This is a genomic window from Paenibacillus sp. 19GGS1-52, assembly GCF_022369515.1.
Lineage (GTDB): Bacteria > Bacillota > Bacilli > Paenibacillales > Paenibacillaceae > Paenibacillus_AQ.
Map to the genome: position 1 here is coordinate 2475617 of NZ_CP059724.1, position 21248 is coordinate 2496864.

19 protein-coding genes and 2 riboswitches are annotated in these 21248 nt (G+C 47.2%); of the genes, 13 read left to right on the plus strand and 6 right to left on the minus strand.

The genetic code is table 11. The annotated features are described in order from the left end of the window. Positions 1-40 precede the first annotated feature (40 nt). From H1230_RS11640 to H1230_RS11685, 10 genes are all read left to right on the plus strand, one after another. On the plus strand, positions 41-697 hold the full coding sequence (locus tag H1230_RS11640) for a redox-sensing transcriptional repressor Rex (protein WP_239715618.1): 657 nt from the start codon (positions 41-43) through the stop codon (positions 695-697). After that, positions 684-1985, plus strand: a complete 1302-nt coding sequence (locus tag H1230_RS11645) for an amidohydrolase (protein ID WP_239715619.1) — start codon at positions 684-686, stop codon at positions 1983-1985. Before H1230_RS11640 ends, H1230_RS11645 begins: the two co-directional genes overlap by 14 nt. 53 nt (positions 1986-2038) lie before the next feature. Beyond that, positions 2039-2557 carry a cell wall elongation regulator TseB-like domain-containing protein gene (locus H1230_RS11650; protein ID WP_239715620.1) on the plus strand — a complete coding sequence of 173 codons (519 nt, stop codon included), beginning with the start codon at positions 2039-2041 and terminating at the stop codon, positions 2555-2557. Between the two features lie 430 nt (positions 2558-2987). Next, positions 2988-3530: a hypothetical protein gene (locus tag H1230_RS11655; protein WP_239715621.1), complete on the plus strand. Its 543-nt coding sequence runs from the start codon at positions 2988-2990 to the stop codon at positions 3528-3530. Continuing rightward, on the plus strand, positions 3523-5025 hold the full coding sequence (locus tag H1230_RS11660) for an AAA family ATPase (protein ID WP_239715622.1): 1503 nt from the start codon (positions 3523-3525) through the stop codon (positions 5023-5025). The genes H1230_RS11655 and H1230_RS11660 overlap by 8 nt, the downstream gene beginning before the upstream one ends. A 133-nt stretch (positions 5026-5158) precedes the next feature. Then, on the plus strand, positions 5159-6031 hold the full coding sequence (locus H1230_RS11665) for a 3-hydroxyacyl-CoA dehydrogenase family protein (RefSeq protein WP_239715623.1): 873 nt from the start codon (positions 5159-5161) through the stop codon (positions 6029-6031). Continuing rightward, positions 6028-7236 carry an acetate/propionate family kinase gene (locus H1230_RS11670; protein ID WP_154118379.1) on the plus strand — a complete coding sequence of 403 codons (1209 nt, stop codon included), beginning with the start codon at positions 6028-6030 and terminating at the stop codon, positions 7234-7236. The genes H1230_RS11665 and H1230_RS11670 overlap by 4 nt, the downstream gene beginning before the upstream one ends. A 23-nt stretch (positions 7237-7259) precedes the next feature. Beyond that, positions 7260-8555: an asparagine--tRNA ligase gene (gene asnS, locus H1230_RS11675; RefSeq protein WP_239715624.1), complete on the plus strand. Its 1296-nt coding sequence runs from the start codon at positions 7260-7262 to the stop codon at positions 8553-8555. A 21-nt stretch (positions 8556-8576) separates the two neighbouring features. Next, a complete protein-coding gene (locus H1230_RS11680) occupies positions 8577-9350 on the plus strand; it encodes a DnaD domain-containing protein (protein ID WP_239715625.1) in 774 nt (257 codons plus the stop codon). Positions 9351-9473: 123 nt separating this feature from the next. Beyond that, the gene (locus H1230_RS11685) at positions 9474-9893 is read left to right on the plus strand and encodes a GNAT family N-acetyltransferase (RefSeq protein WP_239715626.1); all 420 of its coding nucleotides are present in this window, start codon (positions 9474-9476) and stop codon (positions 9891-9893) included. Positions 9894-10003: 110 nt separating this feature from the next. Here the strand turns inward: H1230_RS11685 and H1230_RS11690 are convergent, their stop codons facing one another. Genes H1230_RS11690 through H1230_RS11715 form a run of 6 tightly spaced genes read right to left on the minus strand, consistent with a single transcriptional unit; the run spans position 10004 to position 15598 of the window. Continuing rightward, positions 10004-11422, minus strand: coding sequence for a DHA2 family efflux MFS transporter permease subunit (locus H1230_RS11690; protein WP_239715627.1), 1419 nt, complete (start codon positions 11420-11422; stop codon positions 10004-10006). Between the two features lie 29 nt (positions 11423-11451). After that, positions 11452-12246 carry an N-acyl homoserine lactonase family protein gene (locus tag H1230_RS11695; protein ID WP_239715628.1) on the minus strand — a complete coding sequence of 265 codons (795 nt, stop codon included), beginning with the start codon at positions 12244-12246 and terminating at the stop codon, positions 11452-11454. A 22-nt stretch (positions 12247-12268) separates the two neighbouring features. Then, positions 12269-13045 carry an ABC transporter ATP-binding protein gene (locus H1230_RS11700; protein WP_239715629.1) on the minus strand — a complete coding sequence of 259 codons (777 nt, stop codon included), beginning with the start codon at positions 13043-13045 and terminating at the stop codon, positions 12269-12271. 1 nt (position 13046) lies between these two features. Then, positions 13047-13853: an ABC transporter permease gene (locus H1230_RS11705; protein WP_239715630.1), complete on the minus strand. Its 807-nt coding sequence runs from the start codon at positions 13851-13853 to the stop codon at positions 13047-13049. A gap of 33 nt (positions 13854-13886) precedes the next feature. Continuing rightward, positions 13887-14492 (minus strand): cysteine hydrolase family protein, encoded by a 606-nt coding sequence (locus H1230_RS11710; RefSeq protein WP_239715631.1) that lies wholly within the window; start codon positions 14490-14492, stop codon positions 13887-13889. Between the two features lie 59 nt (positions 14493-14551). Next, complete coding sequence (locus H1230_RS11715) at positions 14552-15598, minus strand: ABC transporter substrate-binding protein (RefSeq protein ID WP_239715632.1); 1047 nt, start codon at positions 15596-15598, stop codon at positions 14552-14554. 117 nt (positions 15599-15715) lie between these two features. Beyond that, positions 15716-15822: riboswitch (guanidine-I (ykkC/yxkD leader) on the minus strand. A gap of 193 nt (positions 15823-16015) precedes the next feature. Next, a riboswitch (guanidine-I (ykkC/yxkD leader) is annotated at positions 16016-16120 on the plus strand. Positions 16121-16191: 71 nt separating this feature from the next. Between H1230_RS11715 and H1230_RS11720 the strand changes: the two genes are divergently transcribed. From H1230_RS11720 to uca, 3 genes are read left to right on the plus strand one after another with little or no spacing between them, the layout of a single operon-like run. Then, positions 16192-16914, plus strand: coding sequence for an urea amidolyase associated protein UAAP1 (locus H1230_RS11720; RefSeq protein ID WP_239715633.1), 723 nt, complete (start codon positions 16192-16194; stop codon positions 16912-16914). 33 nt (positions 16915-16947) lie between these two features. Then, complete coding sequence (locus H1230_RS11725) at positions 16948-17604, plus strand: urea amidolyase associated protein UAAP2 (RefSeq protein WP_239715634.1); 657 nt, start codon at positions 16948-16950, stop codon at positions 17602-17604. Positions 17605-17633: 29 nt separating this feature from the next. Then, positions 17634-21245, plus strand: coding sequence for an urea carboxylase (gene uca / locus H1230_RS11730; protein ID WP_239715635.1), 3612 nt, complete (start codon positions 17634-17636; stop codon positions 21243-21245). The last annotated feature ends 3 nt before the right edge of the window (positions 21246-21248 follow it).

Sequence of the window (21248 nt, forward strand, 5' to 3'; positions counted from 1 at the left end):
CCATTATTTGGAACTATATCTTAAATTAGGAGGAGAAAACATGAAATCGGATAATAAAATATCGGAGGCTGTCGTTCGCAGGCTACCAGTGTACCTGCGTTTCCTGAATGATCTCCAAAAACGTGAAATTCCCACAGTTTCATCTCAAGAGCTTGGTCAAAAATTAGATCTTAACCCGGCGCAGATTCGTAAGGATCTGGCTTATTTTGGCGATTTTGGTAGAAAAGGGATTGGTTACGACGTATCCTATCTCATTGAGAAGATCCGCCACATTTTGAAGCTGGACCAGCAAATTAACGTAGCTCTGGTAGGTGCCGGTAATCTCGGACATGCGTTGTCCAATTACAATGCTTACTTGAAAGACACGATGAAGATAACAGCGGTGTTTGACTCCTATGCCCCCAAGGTAGGACAACAAATTCACTCTTTAACCGTTCAACCTATGGATGAGCTGGAAAGTACCATCCGCAAGCAGGGAATCCGCATTGGGATTATTACTGTTCCGGATTTTGAAGCGCAGAATGTGGCTGACATTTTGGTTACATCAGGAATCGAAGCGATTCTGAATTTCGCACCGGTTATTTTGAAGACGCCTTCTTATGTGCGCATTCATGCGGCTGACTTTACTACAGATTTGCAGAGTCTGGCCTATTATTTACAAGATGGAAGGGAAGAGATTGAAGATGGCAAGCAATAAGACTGTTATCAAAAACGGGCGTTTTCTCGTACCGGGAGCGATTAAGCCTGTTCTGAGTGGATATATGACTATAGAAGATGATTTAATCTCTTACATAGGTGAAGAGGAACCTCTTTTTGAAGAGGGTGTACAAATCGTTGACGGTAGCCGCCTGCTGTTCATGCCGGGACTAGTGAATACACACGGACATACAGCGATGTCCTTGCTGCGCGGTTACGGAGATGATCTGGCGCTACAGGTATGGCTTCAGGAGAAAATGTGGCCGATGGAGGAAAAGTTCACCGGAGATGATGTGTACTGGGGCACTTCACTATCTGTGCTGGAAATGTTAAAGGGAGGCACAACCACCTTCCTGGATATGTATGATCATATGGACCGGGTAGCCGAAGTTGTTGAGCAATCAGGCATTCGTGCTGTTTTGATGCGTGGAGTAATTGGTCTGTGCTCTGAAGAGGTGCAGAATCATAAGCTTGCAGAAGCTATTGCGTTTGCCAGCAACTGGTACGGGAAGGCTGAGGGTAGAATCACTACGATGATGTCACCACACGCGCCATATACTTGCCCACCGGACTTTTTTGTGAAGTTTGTGCAAGCCGCCCATGATTTGGATTTGCCAATGCACACGCATATGTCGGAGACGAAACGCGAAGTGGAACAGAACATAGCTGATTACGGTTTGCGGCCTGTAGCGCATCTGGAGAAGCTGGGCATGTTCACTCGTCCATCACTTGTAGCCCATGCTGTTCATTTGAACGATGAAGAAATCGGAATTTTATCGCGTCATAATGTTGGCGTTTCCCATAATCCTGGTAGCAACCTGAAGCTTGCCAGCGGAGTGGCCCGCGTTACAGATCTCCTGAATGCAGGTGTGAAGGTGTCCTTGGGTACGGATGGCGCAGCAAGCAATAATAATCTGGATATGTTCGAGGAAATGCGGCTTGCGGCACTCATCCATAAAGGTGTAAGTGGTGATCCAACAGCTGTTCCTGCTCCACAAGCCTTGCGTATGGCTACGGAGTATGGAGCAAAGTCGATCTTTTTAGATAAGGTGGGCAGACTTGCGGCCGGAATGAAAGCAGATTTCATTGCATTGGATATTGATCAGCCCCATCTGCTGCCACACACGGATTTGCTCTCTCATGCTGTTTACTCAGCCAGTGCCAGAGATGTGGAGCATGTCTGGATCAATGGCAAGCAGGTTGTGAAGCACGGTGAATGTCTGACGCTTGATGAGGAAGCCATCTGCCGCAAGGCGCAGGAATCCTTTGAAGGGCTGTTGAAGCGGTAACTGACCTGTACTTCTTAGTTGTCTGAATTAAATATACGAAAGGAAGCTGCAGCTTGAAGAATAGGAGAAAATGGATCCTGCTGGGCTCGGCCCTCATTCTGCTCCTTCTGGTCGGACTTAGCCAGTTCTATGCCTACATCATGAAAGATCAATGGAACGAGCGAGATGCCGCTGAGGACGTTGCCAGAACACGTACCGGACTGACAGAGGTATCGAAGGCACAGAAATCAGTGTGGGATGAAAACTCGGTGTATTGGGTTCTTACGGGGAAGAATGAAGCTGGAACCGCGATGATGGTATGGGTACGCTTTACAGTAGAGGGTAAGGTTGCTGATGGCGACAACGCCGTTTACGGGGAAGAACTAAGTAAGGGAACCTCAGAGCAGCAAATGCGTGTAATTATCGCTGCTCAACTGCCGGATATTAAGATTGAACGGCTGCTGCCGGGTGTGTATAACGGAGAGTATGCTTGGCAGCTTTTCTATGAGCAGGGAGAACGTTATTATTATCAATTCTACCGTTTTTCTGATGGAAGTCCGATTGGAGAGGGCTACAGTCTGCCTAATCGTTAAGTTGTGAGACAACTGAGGAAACATTCCGTTAAAGTTTACAACATCAAAACAGCAAGTCCCACAACTGGGACTTGCTGTTTTTTTGATTTTTCGGACTGCCGCTAGTAGTATTGTAATTAGATCGATCTCTGTAATATCCTGCGGATTTATGTATATCCAATAGATAGATCAAAATATATCTTTTGAAGGAAGATTCGAGAACTTTGTTGTCGATAAAAGCTGAAAGGAGAGCCTCAAATAGGAAGGAATTAGTATTAAAAATTTTAAATAAATTCACATCTTCTTCCGATTTCGTATATACACCTATGATATACTATTACTTGTATTGATGCATGCCTAATAACATGCTAGTCTCGGATTAGCGCTAGACACGCTATTTTTATCAGTTCATACAATCTAATGATTTTCATCTTTGAGAGGAGGACGTTTCTTGAAATTGCGTATTGTACCTGTACTGCTAACGTCACTGCTGTCAGCTGCCCTTTTGTTCGGTGGGTGGTTTCTGTATCGTCAGTATGTCATTCAAGAGCCGCTCCAAAAGATTGTGGCAGGATATCAAGGTGTTAACAGTTCACATATTACTATTAACCGTAACGAGGTCACATTGAAACTAGATTTGCAACCGGGCACGAAATTGCGTGAACTGGTTCAATATGTGTCTACCGAAGGGAAGTCAGTAATCGGTGCTCGGACACTGAAGCTTGATGTTGATCAGCATTCCAACACTCTACTAGATGAATATTGGGATAAAGCAATGTTCTCGGTTGCAGAAGCAATGGAGAGCCGAAAGTATACACTAATACCTGCTAAACTTGATGGACTGAAGGAGCAATACTCGAAATATACTGATGTGATCGCTACGACGGAAATCGACGACAATAATGTCTATGTAAGCCTAAGTAACGGTAAAGAGAGCAAATTCATCATTTTACCGCGACAACCGGGAACGATGGGGGTATGGAATAATGCCTAAGTGGTTGAAAGAAGCTTTTGTTGGATTTATCCCTGTATTGTTGATCTTTATGGCGTTTATTGGTGTTAATATTTTTCCTGTGGTTATCGCCGGAGGAATGGTTGGTGCACTTCTACTTATAGCCCATTTACGTGGCGGCATGACAGTGAGTGCCGGAGCGGAGAAGAAACGCAAGAAGAACGGACCCTCCAAGCTTACCTTTGATGAAATTGGCGGTCAGGATAGTGCGAAGCAGGAACTGCGTGAAGCGCTGGATTTTCTGATCCGGCACGAAGAAATCAGTAAATTTGGGATTCGCCCGCTAAAAGGGATCTTGCTTACAGGCCCTCCGGGAACCGGTAAGACATTAATGGCTAAAGCCGCAGCACATTACACAAATTCTGTATTCGTAGCTGCAGCAGGCAGTGAGTTTGTAGAAATGTATGTTGGTGTAGGTGCCGGACGTATTCGTGATTTGTTCAAGGATGCCCGCGCTCGTGCAGTTAAGGAGAACAAAGAAAGTGCCATTATTTTTATTGATGAAATTGATGTTATCGGCGGCAAGCGCGAGGGCGGTCAGCAACGTGAATATGATCAGACTTTGAATCAGCTGTTAACCGAAATGGACGGGATATATAATAACGAAGCTCCGCGTATTCTGCTGGTTGCGGCAACGAACCGTAAAGAAATGCTCGATACAGCGCTGCTGCGTCCGGGGCGGTTCGATCGTCACATTCAAGTGGATATGCCGGATAAAAAAGGTCGTAAATCGATTCTTGATCTGCATGCCAAGAACAAGCCGCTGCGTGCTGATGTGAGCCTCGACAAAATTGCCGAGGAAGCTTACGGCTTCTCCGGAGCCCAGCTCGAAAGTGTCATGAATGAGGCGGCCATCTATATGATGCGCGAGAATCTGATAGAAGTAGAGCAACGCCATCTATCAATGGCCATTGACAAGGTGATGATGGGCGAGAAGACAGACCGTGAAACCAATCATGAAGAAAAGAAACGGGTCGCAATACATGAATTGGGACATGCTATCATGGCTGAGATGCTTCGTCCGGGAAGTGTAAGCCAGGTTACTCTTACTCCGCGCGGACAAGCACTTGGATATGTTCGTCATAATCCGCAGGAAGAGCAATATCTGTATACCAAGGATTATTTGGAGGAACAGATCATGATCGCTCTCGGTGGAGCCGCCGCCGAAGTGATATTTTACGGAGGGCGAAGTACGGGTTCCCGAGGTGACTTTGATCAAGCGCTGAATATTGTGGAGACAATGATGAAATCAGGTTTGACTTCACTGGGGATTGCCAACCTGCAAATGGTCACCACGGAAGAGCTAATGAAAGAGAATAGTAAAATACTGGATGAGCTGATGACGCGTACGCATGAGCTGCTGGAGAAGCAGAGAAATGTGTTCGATTACTCGCTTGACATCTTAATGAAGGAAGAAGTTCTCTCTGGAGACCAATTTCGTTGTCAATTTAGTGACAGTGTACTTTTACCGGCATAATTCTTTATGCTGGTTATTTTTTTTTACTTTTCAGACATGCTAAGATATCATTATATGTCGGGCTATATAAATCTTTACGACAGACAAGGTACAATACAAAAGTATAGATACCTGAAAGGATGGAGACTTTTTTATGAATTTTAAGAAAATTGGTGTCATCGGTGGTGGCACGATGGGACAAGGTATTGCCGAAATGCTAGCAGCCAAGGGTTTGGATGTAATGCTGGTGGAGAAAACAGAGGACAGATTAAACTATTCTTATGAAATGATCGAGGCAAGCCTTGATAAACAAATGGAGAAATGGGCGATCACTGCAGCTGAGAAGAAGCTTATTCTTAGCCGTATCGAAAAAGTGACACATTTCGCTGAGCTTAGCTCTTGCGACATGGTCATTGAAACCATTACTGAAGATTTGGAAGCGAAGCAAAAAGTATTCAATCAACTCGATCAGGTGTGTCCGAGCCATGTTATTCTTGCCAGCAATACGTCGACGCTCAGCTTGACGGAACTCGCAAGTTCTACAATATATCCGGAGCGCGTAATCGGTATGCATTTCATATATCCAGTAGCCAAAGTGGATCTTGTTGAAATTGTACGTGGACTGAAAACCTCAGATGCTACTTTTGAAGATACGAAGGCCTTTGTGGATGAGATTGTTGAGAAAAAAGGCGTAATGATTTATGAATCCCCGGGATTTGTAACTTCACGTCTTATTTGCTTGTTCATCAATGAAGCTATGCATGTGCTGCAAGAGGGTGTTGCTACAGCGGAAGATATTGATGATGCTATGCGTATGGGCTACCAATTCCAATATGGACCGCTTGAAATGGCTGACCATTTCGGCCTTGATTCGGTGCTGGCTGCGTTGGAACGGATGTTCCGCGAGTTTGGCGAACTGAAATATCGTCCTTCGACTATTCTCAAAAAGATGGTGCGTGCAGGACAGCTGGGTATGAAGTCGGGCGAAGGATTTTTCAAGTACGACAAGGATGGTGACCGTGTATGAATATTCTAGTTATTAACTCAGGCAGTTCTTCACTAAAATATCAACTTTATAATATGACCGATGAGTCTGTTCTGGCTAAAGGTTTGGTAGAACGCATCGGGATGGATTCCTCTATTCTGACTCATAAACCAACAGGTAAACAGGAAGTAACTGAAGTAAGCGAAATTCTGGAGCACAATACAGCGATTCGTAAAGTTCTTGCATGTTTGACAGACAAAGTACATGGAGTTCTGGAATCTACAGATGAGATTAATGCTGTAGGCCACCGCGTAGTACACGGCGGAGAATTCTTCAAGGAGTCATCGATTGTTGATGCTGACGCCAAGACCAAGATCCGTCAATTGATTGACCTTGCACCCTTGCATAACCCCGCAGCTATGATGGGGATTACGGCAACTGAAATTAACATGCCTGGAGTTCCGCAAGTGGTTGTATTTGATACTGCGTTCCATCAAACGATGCCTGAGAAGGCCTATATGTATGCTATTCCGAGAGTGCTGTACAATAAATACAAGGTACGCCGTTATGGCGCACACGGCACATCCCATGACTTCGTCAGCAAGGCAGCAGCAGAATATCTGGAGCTTCCACTGAATGATCTGAAGATCATTACCTGTCACATCGGTAACGGTGCCAGCGTGACAGCAGTTCAAGGTGGAGTATCCGTAGATACCTCTATGGGAATGACACCGCTAGAAGGCTTGATGATGGGTACGCGCAGTGGCGATCTTGACCCGGCAATTGTCCCTTATGTAATGAATAAGATGGAGCTGTCCGTGGGCGAGGTTAACTCTATGCTTAACAAACACAGTGGTCTCTTGGCCATTTCGGGCTCCAGCAGCGACATGCGTGATATTATTGAAGGTGCAGAGAAAGGCGAGCCTAATTCTATGCTTGCTTTTGAAATGTACGAATACCGTCTGCGTAAATATATCGGTTCTTATGCTGCAGCCATGAATGGTGTAGATGTGATCGTATTTACAGCCGGTGTTGGCGAGAATGCGGCACTCTTGCGTGAAAAAGTACTGAATAATCTGACTTTCCTTGGAATTGAACTGGATCCTGCAGCTAATAAAGTTCGCTCCGGCGATCCGCGTCGTATCTCTACGGCTAATTCCAAGGTACAGGTGCTTGTAGTGCCGACAAACGAAGAGCTTGTCATTGCACGCGATACACACCGTATTGTGCAAGGAATTAACAGCTAATTTTAGAGGAGAGATCAGCAGGCATGGCTAACAAGAGTGTTATCAAGAACGTGAATGAACATGTCGGAGAAAGTGTTGTTATCGGTTGTTGGGTAAATAACAAACGTTCCAGCGGTAAAATTCAGTTCCTGCAGCTTCGCGATGGTACGGGTTATATACAGGGTGTTGTCGTGAAATCGGAAGTATCTGAGGAAGTATGGAATGATGCTAAGAGCCTCACTCAGGAAAGCTCATTATATGTGACCGGAATCATTCGCGAAGAACCCCGCAGTACATCGGGTTTTGAAATGTCAGTAACCGGAATAGAGATTTACCATCTAACCGAGAACTATCCCATTACTCCGAAGGAACATGGCGTTGACTTTTTGATGGACCACCGTCATCTGTGGCTTCGTTCTGTGAAACAGCGGGCAGTGCTGGTTATTCGTGCGGAAATTATTCGGGCGATTCAGCAGTACTTTGATACGAATGGATTTACACTTGTAGATCCACCGATTCTAACCCCTACCTCAGCAGAGGGAACAACTAACCTGTTCCACACGAAGTATTTTGAAGAAGATGCCTATTTGACGCAAAGTGGACAGCTGTATATGGAAGCTGCGGCAATGGCTCTGGGCCGTGTATATTCTTTCGGACCCACTTTTCGTGCGGAGAAATCGAAGACACGCCGCCACTTGATTGAGTTCTGGATGATTGAGCCTGAAATGGCCTTTACTGATCACGAAGAAAGTTTACAGGTTCAAGAGGAGTTCATCAGCTATATTGTGCAATCTGTATTGACGAACTGCCGCGCCGAGCTTGAGGCGGTTGGCCGCGATACTTCCAAGCTGGAGCTGATCAAAGCACCGTTCCCGCGCATTACCTATGATGATGCGATCAAGTTCCTGAATGAGAAGGGTTTTGAAATCGCCTGGGGTGAGGATTTTGGTGCGCCACATGAAACAGCTATCGCTGAAGAGAATGTTACGCCTGTATTTATCACTCACTATCCGGCATCCTTTAAAGCCTTCTACATGAAGCCGCATCCGGATCGTCCGGAAGTGGTATTGTGTGCGGATATGATCGCTCCTGAAGGTTACGGAGAGATTATTGGTGGCTCGCAGCGTATCGACGATCCAGCGTTGCTGGAAGAACGCTTTAAAGAACATAATCTTTCAATGGACTCATACAAGTGGTATATGGATCTGCGTACTTATGGATCTGTGCCTCACTCGGGTTTCGGTCTTGGACTTGAACGTACAGTGGCCTGGATCTGTGGTCTAGACCACGTGCGCGAGACCATTCCGTTCCCTCGTACGTTGTACCGTCTCTACCCGTAAGGGAACCAAAGGGGGACGCACATGGACGGCAAAGAATGGACTAACTGGGGCGAAGGAGTCTCCTTCGGCTTGGAGAACGGGATGGCCGTCATTCCTTATGCACTACTGAAGCATTACCGGAAGCTGGGTTTAGGTGGCAGTGAAGCTATGCTGCTGATCCATCTGCTCGCTTTTCGGCAGGTGGAGGGCATTGAGTTCCCTTCTCTGGAGGAGCTGCAGGTCGTAACTGGCCGCAGTATCACCGTGATTGCAGGAGAATTGCAGAAGCTTATGAAGGAAGGTTTTCTCAGCATCGATGGAGATAATGACGAGCTGAGAGACATTCATTATGAACGCTACAATTTTACCGGATTATACGGAAAGTTGGGTGCTTTTCTGGCGCAAGCAGCGAAAGAGAATGCACAGGAGGTTAAGGACAAGGGAGCTGGTAATTCACCAGGTCTCCGAGCCGCAGCCCACTATTCCGGAGCAGCTGCTCCGGAGGGTGGATACGGCAGGCCTACCTCACCTACACAGAGCAAGGATGATGAAGAAAGCCGCAGCCTGTTCAGTATTTTCGAGAAGGAGTTCGGACGGCCCCTGTCTCCAATGGAATGTGAGACGATATCCAATTGGGTTGATCAGGACCGGTACCCAGAGGAGCTAATTCTGTTAGCGCTGAAGGAATCGGTATTTGCGGGGAAGATTCATTTTCGCTATATTGATCGGATCTTGCTGGAATGGGCCCGTAACCGGGTCAAGAATGCCCAGGATGTGAAGAACCATTCGCAGAAGTTTCGCGGTGGCGGAAGATAGATTGTACTCAGCATGATTGAATTAAATAGAAGAACCGTGTTGTCCTAGCAAGTTAGCTAAGGGTGGCACGGTTCTTCTAATTTATTATACATAAAATTATAAATACTGAAGGTTGTGAAAAGTATGGATTTATACATCACTAATGAATTGAATAGTACTAACAAAACCTATGTGAGAGATAAAATTATTGAGTTTAACTTCATGCATTTTCCGAGGGAGTTAAGTAGCAGATATCAAGAGGTGAACTTGTATTTGAAGAATGAACAGGGTCAACTGGTTGGCGGATTGGTTAGTGAAATTTGTTTCAACTGGTTGGAGATCAGCTATTTGTTCGTAGAGGAGGCCTATCGTAAATTAGGTTATGGTCTGAAGATGATGAATGAGGCTGAAATCATCGCAAAAGAGAAGAAATGCGACTTCATAAAAGTGGATACTTTAAGCTTTCAAGCTCTAGATTTCTATAAAAAGCTGGGTTATGAAGTTTACGGAACGATTAATAATGCGGGTGGGTATACACATTACTATCTGAAGAAGGATCTCTAATCTGATGTTTAGGATCAGGTGGAACACAGGTGCACGGACTCTTAGGAGCCTCGTGCACCTGTTTACTGTCTAACCATGTTTACGTTTGGGGTAATGATGATAGCTTTGTATTATAGGGACGGTTCCTTTTGTCTGAAAATGAGCACCAACGGCAGCATGCAGACCAGCAGCAAGGTAACCAACAGGAATACGTGGTGTACACCGTAAGTAACAGCTGCAGTAGATTCAGCGACTGCGGAGCCTGTACCGGAATAGCTGATGGTTCTCCACGTATAATAAGCAGTCAATATCGCAATAGACAGGGAGCCCATACATTGGCGTACCCAGCTGGTCATGGATGTCGCATAACCGATCAGAGAGTCGGACACGCCCGAGAGTCCGGCATTCATCAGCGGCATGGAAGAGAAGGCGATCCCAATGTTACGAGTAACGGTCCAGAGAATAACCGTACCGCTGCTGGTATCTACGTTAATGTGGGAGAGCATCCAGGTTGCCAGGATCATAAGTGAGATTCCGGTTCCTGCCAGCTTCATGGGACCCAATTTCGTATAAAGCTTGCCTACCAGCGGGAGAAGCAGCACCGTAATAACAGATGAAGGTAGCATAATGAGTCCGGTATCGGCTGCCCGAAGACCTTGCGCTGTCTGCAAAAAGTAAGGCACGAAATAAACGACCGCAAATAAGGCGGCATTGATCAGGCCAAGCATTAGAACGCTTATGGCATATGGACGATAACGAAAAACACGAAATTCCAGTAGCGGGTTATCTGAACGCAATTGGCGTCTGACAAAAGGAACCAGCAACAATATTCCTACCGCAAGTAACAGCAGTGTTTTGATATTTAATAGCCCCCAGGCAGAGGCTCTGCTAAAGGCGAACAGTACGGTAAAGCTGCCTGTGCTGGAGAGCAGCGCGCTGAGTTTATCCAACCTTTTTGAATTGTCCCCAACACTTGCAGGCACATAGCGGAGTACCAACACAATGGACAGGATCAGCAGCGGCATATTCAGCAGGAATAGCCAGCGCCAGCTCAGATATTGCAGGCAGATGCCGGAAACGACCGGTCCCAGTGCGGGCCCAAGCCACCCGGCGGCTTCCCAGAGGCTGACTGCCATTGGCTGCTGCTTGCGGTCTACCGTACGGTAGAGCAGTGTAAGTGTGACCGGTAGCATCAAGCCGGCACAGCCGCCTTGTATAACCCGCGCCCCAATCAAAGAGAGGGGGCTCCAAGCCAGCGAACAGAGCAGTGAGGCCAGTGAGAATCCAATCAGGGTAGTGGCATAAACTTTTTTATTGCCATAACGTGAGATGAGAAATCCGGCCATAGGTGAGCCAATTCCGATAGCCATCATGTAGCCGGTGAGTGCCCACTGCACGATGGACATCTCGGAGTGGAAGGCCTTGATCAGTGTAGGAACGGCCAGATTGACCGTGCTGGTATTCAGATTGGATATGAACACACTGCAGAAGACTGCAGTCATGATCGGCCATAAGGGCACAGTAGCAGTGCTTTGTGAAAGTGGCTTCAACTCATTACAGCTCCTTAAAGGACATGACGCTATTCATAATATTGTGGAGCCAGTCTGGCGGTCTGGATAAAGTTGGGATCATGCAGCGGGAACAAAGTGCTGCTAGGTTCGGCGGCCAAGGACTTCAACCGGAGGATCGAAGCCAGCGCCTGCTCATCATTGCTAGATGAACCGGGCAGAATTTCTTGTTCAAAGTTTTCCAGAAAATCACCAGCATCAAAAGTAAGTACTAGACGTTCACTGCTCGGCAGGGTGATTACAGCCGATTGATGTCCCGGCGTGTGGCCAGGTGTGGAAAGGAGTAACACGCCAGGGGCTAGTTCATAATCCCCTTCAATAAGCTGCCAATTGAGATCTGGAAAGCTATAGTCTTCTATGATATTGCCCAGTAGCGGTGGTGTATGGAGTGCATATTCAACCTCTGCTTGCTGGGCAATGATTGTCGCATGGCGGAACAGCTTAAGGTAACCTGTATGATCTGCATGCATGTGTGATAACACTACGTGCTTGATATCTTCAGGCTGGATGCCGATTTCCTCAAGTTGGCCAATGAACGAGTGAGACGGGCTTACCACGGGCAGCGTTGTCCATCCGCGGTCAGTATAATATTCTTTTGCCAGCACTGGATCATGAATCCTTGCTGCATCGATACCTGTGTCGAATAGAATCCACCCGGAGTCCGTGTCGGCTAGGTAAGCGCAGATGGGTTCGGCAATGATGATGCGGTTATCTCCACCGCGAACGGAGATGCCCCGGGGCAGAATTTCGAAACCACACAGCAGTACATAGAATCTTTTAACAGAGGTGTTGGTTATCATAGACATAAAGACCCCAATCCTTTGAAAGTTAGGAATGCAGAAGATCAACAATTTCTTTCTTGATCTTGATAAACGGTTCGGAGTCCTTCAGTTCCTTATTCTGCCGCATCTCCACCGGGATTTCGATTTCTCTGACGATCCGGCCGGGCCGGCTCTTCATCACATATAGCCTTTCTGACAGAAAGATGGCTTCCTCGATATCGTGGGTAATAAAAAGAATGGTGGCCTTCTCATGTTTTTGAATATTGAGCAGCAGTTCCTGCATATCGCCCCGGGTCTGGGCATCCAGTGCGGCAAACGGCTCATCCATTAGCAGCATTTCTGGAGAGTTGGCAAGTGCTCTGGCGATGGCGACCCGCTGCTTCATACCGCCGGACAGCTGTTTGGGATAGGTATCTGCGAAATTCACAAGATTCACCAGTTCCAGATATTTGTCAGAGATCTCTTTGCGTTTCTTGCGTGGTACATTCCTTAGGGAAAGCCCGAACTCAATATTGTCACGGACGGATAACCAAGGGAACAGCGTGTAGGATTGGAATACGACTCCGCGGTCTGCGCCAGGTCCATCTATCTCCCTGCCCGATATTGAGGCAGATCCCGAGGACGAATCCTCCAGACCAGCCAGAATTCGTAGGATGGTAGATTTGCCGCAGCCGGAAGGGCCCACAAGGGTGACGAATTCATTCTCGTAAATATGCGCATCGACATGATCGAGTGCGAGAAAGCTCTCTTTTTTAGTTACATAGCTTTTGGATAAGGAGTTTACGATGATTTTACGGCTTCTAGTCTTGTCGGATGTACTCATCTTATCGGCCTCCTTCCGCCCAAGGGAACAGTTTCTTGTTCATCAAAGCGAATAGTCGGTCGATGATAAGACCTAACAGCCCGATAACGAGAATCCCGAGGAAAATAACTTCAGTCTGCATATAACGCTGTGCACGCATAATCATGAATCCTAGTCCAGAGCTGGCGGCGAATAGCTCAGCTGCGACCAGGTATGACCAAGCCCAGCCCATAATCAGACGCATCGTGTTCATCAGATCTGGCAGCAGTGCTGGAAACAGCACCTTGCGGAGAACCTGGAATCTACTGGCGCCCAATGTGTACGAGGCTTGAAGCAGCTCTCCTGAGACGGATTTGGCATTGTCAGCGACCATCAGCACCATCTGGAAAAAGCAGCCAACAAAAATAACGGATATTTTGGCAGATTCGCCAAGTCCGATCCAAACTATGATCAAAGGAATAAATGCTGTTGCTGGCATATAGCGGATAAATTCGGTAACAGGCACGAAGATGGCTTCAGCAATTTTGAAGGTGCCAGCTAGTATGCCGATTGGAATAGCGAGCAGGCAAGTTATTAAATACCCCATGAGTACACGGTAAAAGCTGATCCATACATAACCCCAAAAGTCACCACTTTGTACGTTAGTGACCATGCTAGCCCATACTTTTCCCGGAGCAGGCAAGAAAGTGGAGCTGACCAGATTGCCATAGCTTAGCAAGCTCCATAGGGCGAGAATTCCGACAAAAGTAGCGACAACAGTGATCATGTATACCTTGCGGCTAATTTCACCGCGGATTTTGAACAGTTGATGTTTTTTCTTTTTTTGCATCTGGTTATAACTCCTCTCCATTAAACGACTTCTCTAAACGGATGTCTTCTTTGCTGATCCCCAAGCTTCAATAAGGGGCACCATCTCATCAGAGTTGGTTTTAGACGCGTGCTGGAGATAGGTGATTGCGTTCAGGGAGGCTTCATGGGCTTCATCGCTGGAGCCCCGGCAACCGTCATGCACTACGCGAATATAGTAATCATGCTGATGGGCATCAACGGCAGTATAATGTACACAGACATCGGTATAATAGCCGCCAATAATCAATGTTTGGATGTTAAGACCTCGTAGCAGAATATCCAGATCGGTTCCGAAGAAGCAGCTATAGCGGCGTTTGATATTTGTATATTCCCCATCGATAGGCTGTAAACGGTCAATAATATCAATGTATTCAGAGCCTTCGAGACAGTGGATATTCTCAGTTCCGTCCAGCTCGCGTCCGTAATCAACCATTTCCTTACGATGAATCTCTTGAAAAAAGATAACAGGCATACCAGCTTTTCTTGCAGCTAGCAGCACCCGTTCCAAGGCATCAACTGAAGCTTCGACATCTTTGGCGGGTGAACGGTAAATCCCTTTTTGTGGATCGATCATAAGCAATGCCGGATTCCCAATAATTTTACGTGTTTCCTTCTCCATTTCTAAATCAGTCCCCCCAATTAATTGTGTTATCAAGCAGCAATCTCTTTGATTTTGTACTACTCGTAAAGGAAGTCGTTAATAATTCCTGTGGAATCTACTTTTTCGGTCAGAATCTTCTGATCCATAAAGAATGCGGAGAAGCCATCCATCGTTGCTTCCCATTCAGCTTTGTTATCAACAAGCATCGTTTTTGAAGCTGCGGAGGTCGTGAGGTCCAGCGTAGCAATGGTGCTCTCTACTGCAGGCACATCCATACCTAACGCATCGGCTACAATTTTTTTGCCTTCATCGGTAGTGTTGAACAATTCAAGCCCCTCATTAAAAGACTCAACCATAGCTTTTACCGCATCCGGGTGCTCGTCGATCATGCTTTTCTTCACAACCAATGCATCTACAATCAAGTTGGGTGCTTCGGCAGTGGAATACAACAGGTGTCCGCCTTTAGCAGCAGCTTCTGACAAGTAGGGCTCCCAAGTAACCGCGGCATCGACTTGGCCAGCCATAAAGGTTGATCCAGCTAGATTGTTGTTCATATTGACAATTTCCACATCGGATTCTTTTAGATTAGCAGTCTGCAGAGCGTTCAGCAGTAGGAAGTGGGCAACCGAGCCAATGGATACAGCAACGCTTTTGCCCTTCAATTGATCCAGTGAAGCGATATCGGCGTTAGCAATGATACCATCTGCCCCTTTGGATCTGTCGATTACAGCAATAACCTGCACCGGATCCTTCGGATCTTCTTTAGCTTTCATTTGAACGACTGCATCGAGCGATTGAACAACAGCATCGAGCTTGCCGGACATAAATGCATCTCGCGTATTTCCTTCCATTTGTACAAATTCTACATTAACGCCTTTGTCGGCAAAAATCTTTTTCTCATTGGCTACAATAGCACCTGCGGAGCCGAGCCAAGGACTGAAGCCGAAGCGGATGGTTACATCGTCTGCTGCTGGTGCAGCTGAAGTAGTGACCTCTGTACTCGGTGAATTCGTTGCAGCTGCATTCGTTGCTGCAGTATTAGAATTGTCATTGCCACAGCCGGCTAGGACAAGCAGAGAGGACATGGCAAGGGCGAAAAATCCTGTTGTTTTGTTAGTTTTCATTTTTGTAACCTCCGTTTAATTGTATTATTTACGTAGTTTTTTCTTTAATTCTAGGTCTTGCTCTCTGTCCTCCCTTATTTATGAAAAAATTAAAAACCCGGAAGATTATATGAAATAATCTCCCGGGTTTTTATCCCTCCGTGTCACAGGAGCATCGAAATGCGCCCTGTGGTTTACTCTCGGACCTGTCCCTGTTGTCAGGCGGAACCCTAGTAAACTGTTTTATATTTGATTTATGTTACGTATACTAACACAAGATAAAATATTTTGACAAGGTTTTATTGAAAATTACTGAAAATGATGCTGAAAAGTGATGAGGATTGTTGAATGTTGTCGTTTTTACTACCTAAAACCAAACTAGTGTTTGACACTTTAAAGAGATGAATGTTATATTAACTCACGTGAATAATAATTGAATATTTAGTCTACTAGGGTTCCGTCGGTGGTATGCCGGGTCTGGTCCGAGAGTAGACAGTTCCCCTGCAGGGGGAGCGGACACGGAAGGATAAAAACCTGGGAGATATCATCAAGACACTAGTCTTGTGATGTCTCCTTTTTGTTTTTCCATAATAGAAAGATAGGGGATGAGCGGAATGAAGCTACAAGATATATGGAGTGAAAGGATGCATCCAGGAGGTAAATGGTCCGGCAGAATTGGACGGGGCAAGCAAATACGCTTTACGGCTATGGAGCCGGGGGCAAATGTCTCATTGATGCTGTTCAATGCTTTTGAATTAACGGAGCACTATAATATGCCGGATACACTGAAAGCACAGCATACCTCCCATTTAACCCAAGGTAATGTACTGATGAGTGATAATGGCCATGTGTTGGCGAGTATAATTCTGGATGATTTAGGCTGGCATGATCCTATTGGAGGTTATACCCTACGCTCGGTGACAGAGGCGAAATATGGAGTGAGCCCTTATCAAGAGCAACGCAATGATCGCTATCGCAGCGGACAGGATAATTTGGCTACAGAACTTGTGCGCAACGGTTTGGGTATGAGGGATCTGTCTCCTGTGGTAAATCTGTTCTCCAAAGTATTCTGTGATGATGAAGGCAATCTGCATTTTGAATCCGGACACTGCCCGGCTGGTGCGAGCGTTACCCTGCGTACTGAAATGGATGTTCTGCTGCTCGTATCCAACACACCTAATCCATTAGATGCAAGTGCTGCTTATCCTTCCGTTCCTGTAAAGATAGAAGTTCTTCCAGCCCTACCGGTAGATGATCATGATGAATGTGTGAATTACTGTCCGGAGAACCGCCGGGCATTTGAGAATACATGGGACTATTATAAGCTTCAGGACTGAAGCTATTCATTATAAAGACAGGGAGGAACGAATATGAGTGCATTCATAAGGGTGGAAAGTAGACGGATAGCTGAAGAAGCAGTTTATGATCAAGTTGTTTCTGCAGGAGAGGGTTGGATGAAGGAGTTGCTTCCAGGACAAGTGCTGCGAATTATAGATCTGGCAGGCAATCAGGCAGCAGATACGCTGCTGTATGATGCCGATAATCCGGAGGATCATTATAGTGCAGTGCAGACGATCACTGCCCAGGGTAATATCTATCTTACGACTGGTTCCGTATTGCGCACAGAATCGGGTAAGCCGCTGGCTACGATAGTAGCAGATACCTGTGGTCGTCACGATACGCTTGGCGGTGCATGCTCTTCGCAGAGCAACACGGTGCGTTATGCGCATGAGAAGGGATATATGCATAATTGCCGTGATACCTTTATGCTGGAGCTTTCGCGACATCCAGAGGGGGCGAAATACGGCAAACAGGATTTAGCTCCTAATATTAATTTTTTCATGAACGTTCCAGTAACACCAGAGGGAGGATTAACCTTTGAGGATGGTGTCTCGGGTCCTGGGTGTTATGTGGAGCTGGAGGCGGAACGCCGGGCAATGGTGCTGATCAGCAACTGCCCGCAGTTGAATAATCCCTGTAATGCCTACAATCCTACACCGGTCAGGATCTTGATCTGGAATACATGACAACATGAATACGGGGAAGGTGAGTTCAAATGTTTGATAAAGTACTAATTGCCAATAGAGGTACGATTGCCGTTCGTATAGAGCGCACACTTAAAGCTATGGGTATTGCATCCGTAGCTGTGTATACCCAAGCGGATCAGGCTAGCCTCCATGTAAGAGGAGCAGATGAAGCGGTTCTGATAGGCGAGGGCGCTCCGCAGACCAGTTATCTAAATGCTGAACTTATTCTGCAAATTGCTAAACAGACGGGTGCACAGGCGATTCATCCAGGCTATGGATTTTTAAGTGAAAATGCGGAATTTGCCCGAGCCTGCCAGGAGGAAGGGATTGTGTTCATTGGTCCCACTCCAGAGCAGATGGATATATTCGGGTTGAAGCACTCGGCAAGAGAAATCGCTGCTTCCACAGGGGTTCCGCTGCTGCCGGGAACTGGCCTGCTTATTGAACTGAAAGAAGCGCTGCAGGAAGCGGAAGCCATCGGATATCCTGTAATACTCAAAAGTACAGCTGGCGGCGGTGGAATCGGGATGCGCATATGCTGGGGGGAGTCCGAGCTAAGTGATGCCTTTGCATCCGTAACCCATCTGGCAGAGTCCAACTTTAACAATGGTGGAGTTTTTGTAGAGAAATATATAGCGAAGGCCCGTCATATTGAGGTGCAAATCTTTGGGAACCGTTACGGGGAAGTTGTTGTACTTGGAGAAAGAGACTGTTCTATTCAGCGCCGCAACCAGAAAGTCGTCGAAGAGACACCTGCCCCGAACCTACCTTCTAAAGTAAGAACAGAACTGCTGGACGCAGCTCGTAAGCTGGCTCAGGCGGCTGGCTATCGCAGTGCCGGAACGGTCGAGTTTCTATATGATCCTGAGGCGGAAGCCTTCTATTTTCTGGAGGTGAATACACGTCTGCAAGTGGAGCACGGGGTTACCGAGGAAGTGTTGGGTATAGACCTTGTGGAATGGATGGTCCGTGAAGCGGCAGATGAACTGCAGGGGTTGCAGAACCTTGTGCCTGAACCGCAAGGACATAGCATACAAGCGCGAATCTACGCCGAGGATTGTTTGCGCGATTTCCGTCCCAGTGCAGGACAGTTGGATCGTGTTGTGCTCTCCGCGAAAGCACGTAATGAAACATGGGTAACCGATGGCGTAGAGGTAACAACGCTGTACGATCCGATGCTAGCCAAGATTATTGTTCATGGGCAGGACCGGGAAGAAGCGGTCCATAAGTTAGTGCTTGCTCTGCAAGAAAGCCGCTTCTACGGCGTAACGACGAATTTATCCTATGTTACCGAGCTACTGCTGGAACAGGAATTCCTTGCTGGACGTGTGTTTACACGCCTGCTCGAAGGATTTGCCCCCGCTGAACATGCACTTGAGGTATTGGATGGAGGGGTTCAGTCTACCGTTCAGGATCATCCTGGACGCACCGGCTACTGGAATGTCGGAGTTCCACCCTGCGGTCCGATGGACCCGCTGTCGTTCCAAATTGGCAACAAGCTGCTGGGCAATCCAGAACATGCGCCGGGGTTAGAAATGACGCTCCGCGGAGGCTCCTACCGGTTCCGTGGTGAGGTTTGGTTCTGCCTCACTGGTGCGGATATGAGTGCCACTCTAGATGGAGTGCTCGTCCCGATGATGGTTCCGGTCCAGGCCAGACAAGGCCAGACTTTGTTGTTTGGTGAGGCGAAAGTAGGTATTCGCACATATTTGTTGCTAGCAGGCGGATTTGATATGCCACAGGTAATGGGCAGCTCATCAACATTCACCCTAGGCAATTTCGGTGGGCATGGAGGCAGGGCGCTTCGCACGGGGGATGTGCTGGGTATTCTGCCTTCGAAGCCTCCCTTATTTCGCGAAGCTTTATTGCCAGCGAGCCGTCCTGTACTCTCCCGTACGCCAATAATAGGCGTAATCCCAGGTCCACATTGTACAGCGGAATTTCTGAGTCCTGAATATTTGGAGCAGTTGACAGGAACGGAGTGGGAAGTTCATTTCAACAGCTCGCGCACTGGCGTACGCCTGATCGGTCCGGCCCCACTCTGGACGCGGGAGGATGGTGGAGTGGCGGGACTACATCCTTCGAATATTCATGACAATGCATATGCTGTAGGTACACTTGATTTAACGGGTGACATGCCGATTCTGCTTGGCCCTGACGGTCCAAGTCTGGGTGGCTTTGTCTGTCCTGTGACTACCGCCTCAGCGGAATTCTGGAAGCTTGGACAGCTGCGCCCAGGGGACAAGGTTCTCTTTCAACTATTGACCTTAGAAGAAGCTGAAGAGCTACGGGATTCCCAAGAGCAGTTTCTGCAGGCGCTGGGAAATAATCGGGTTGTCGACTTACCGCTCCCTGGATTGCCGCAGCTGACGAGTGAATTTATGCAGAATGATCCGATCCTCTTCTATGAGGATGGAAACCGCCAGTTTCCGCTCACCATTCGCTGCAGTGGTGACTGCAATGTACTGGTAGAGTACGGGGCTATGGAGCTGGACTTACTGCTTCGTTTCCAGGTTCATGCTTTGATGCAGGCCATACAGGATAATGGGGAAATCCCGCTCATAGATTTGACACCCGGCATCCGCTCTTTGCAGATTCATCTGGACCTCTCTCGAATGACTGTTAAGGAAGCCGCACAAATTATTATTCGCATTGACAGTGAACTTCCCGCCTTGGACTCGATTCGCGTACCCTCACGTATTGTGAATCTCCCCTTGTCCTGGGATGATCCGGCTACCCGGATTGCTATTGAACGTTACCAGAATAACGTGCGTCCGGATGCACCCTGGTGTCCGAGCAATATTGATTTTATCCGCCGAATCAATGGATTGGACAGTATGGAAGAAGTGAAGAAAATTGTTTTTGAAGCGAATTATCTAGTGCTTGGGTTAGGGGATGTCTATCTGGGTGCACCCGTAGCTACTCCGACCGATCCGCGCCATCGACTGGTCACAACGAAATATAATCCGGCCCGAACCTGGACCCCGGAGAATGCCGTCGGCATAGGTGGAGCTTATCTGTGTGTATACGGAATGGAGGGGCCAGGTGGCTACCAGTTCGTTGGACGAACGGTTCAGATGTGGAATCGGTTGCGTTCTACAGAAAGCTTCCAGCCAGATAAACCGTGGTTGCTGCGGTTCTTCGACCAGATTCGCTTTTATCCGGTAAGTGCGGAGGAGCTGCTGGTCATGCGGGAGGATTTCCTGCATGGTCGTTTTGAAGCAGATATTGTGGAGACGACCTTTGATCTCGGTGAATATTTGGACTTCTTGGATTCGATCGAAGAGACTGCTGGCGAGTTCAGCGGTCGGCAACAGCAGGCTTTTAATGAGGAACGGGAAAGCTGGAAAAGATTAGGATTAGCTGAATATATGTCAGAGCAGGAACATGCTGAACCATCTGTAGAGCAGGAGATTCCGCTCGGAGCAGTAGCGATAAGAAGTGATATGCCGGGTAGTGTGTGGAAGATTCTAGTCGCTGTGGGCCAGAAGATTGAAGAGGGAGATACTTTGGTAATTCAGGAGAGTATGAAGATGGAGTTTAATCAAAAGGCAACTTGTACCGGTACCGTTGCTGCCATTTATGTCCACCAGGGAGAGGCGGTTCAAGCCGGACAGCTTCTGGTCAGTATCGTCGAATAGTCG

Coding starts and splice junctions, on each gene's coding strand:
- H1230_RS11720 (WP_239715633.1), top strand. CDS start 16,192: ATGAAGCTACAAGATATATGGAGTGAAAGGATGCATCCAGGAGGTAAA.
- H1230_RS11685 (WP_239715626.1), top strand. CDS start 9,474: ATGGATTTATACATCACTAATGAATTGAATAGTACTAACAAAACCTAT.
- H1230_RS11705 (WP_239715630.1), bottom strand. CDS start 13,853: ATGCAAAAAAAGAAAAAACATCAACTGTTCAAAATCCGCGGTGAAATT.
- H1230_RS11700 (WP_239715629.1), bottom strand. CDS start 13,045: ATGAGTACATCCGACAAGACTAGAAGCCGTAAAATCATCGTAAACTCC.
- H1230_RS11725 (WP_239715634.1), top strand. CDS start 16,948: ATGAGTGCATTCATAAGGGTGGAAAGTAGACGGATAGCTGAAGAAGCA.
- H1230_RS11680 (WP_239715625.1), top strand. CDS start 8,577: ATGGACGGCAAAGAATGGACTAACTGGGGCGAAGGAGTCTCCTTCGGC.
- H1230_RS11710 (WP_239715631.1), bottom strand. CDS start 14,492: ATGGAGAAGGAAACACGTAAAATTATTGGGAATCCGGCATTGCTTATG.
- uca (WP_239715635.1), top strand. CDS start 17,634: ATGTTTGATAAAGTACTAATTGCCAATAGAGGTACGATTGCCGTTCGT.
- H1230_RS11715 (WP_239715632.1), bottom strand. CDS start 15,598: ATGAAAACTAACAAAACAACAGGATTTTTCGCCCTTGCCATGTCCTCT.
- asnS (WP_239715624.1), top strand. CDS start 7,260: ATGGCTAACAAGAGTGTTATCAAGAACGTGAATGAACATGTCGGAGAA.
- H1230_RS11695 (WP_239715628.1), bottom strand. CDS start 12,246: ATGTCTATGATAACCAACACCTCTGTTAAAAGATTCTATGTACTGCTG.
- H1230_RS11640 (WP_239715618.1), top strand. CDS start 41: ATGAAATCGGATAATAAAATATCGGAGGCTGTCGTTCGCAGGCTACCA.
- H1230_RS11660 (WP_239715622.1), top strand. CDS start 3,523: ATGCCTAAGTGGTTGAAAGAAGCTTTTGTTGGATTTATCCCTGTATTG.
- H1230_RS11645 (WP_239715619.1), top strand. CDS start 684: ATGGCAAGCAATAAGACTGTTATCAAAAACGGGCGTTTTCTCGTACCG.
- H1230_RS11665 (WP_239715623.1), top strand. CDS start 5,159: ATGAATTTTAAGAAAATTGGTGTCATCGGTGGTGGCACGATGGGACAA.
- H1230_RS11670 (WP_154118379.1), top strand. CDS start 6,028: ATGAATATTCTAGTTATTAACTCAGGCAGTTCTTCACTAAAATATCAA.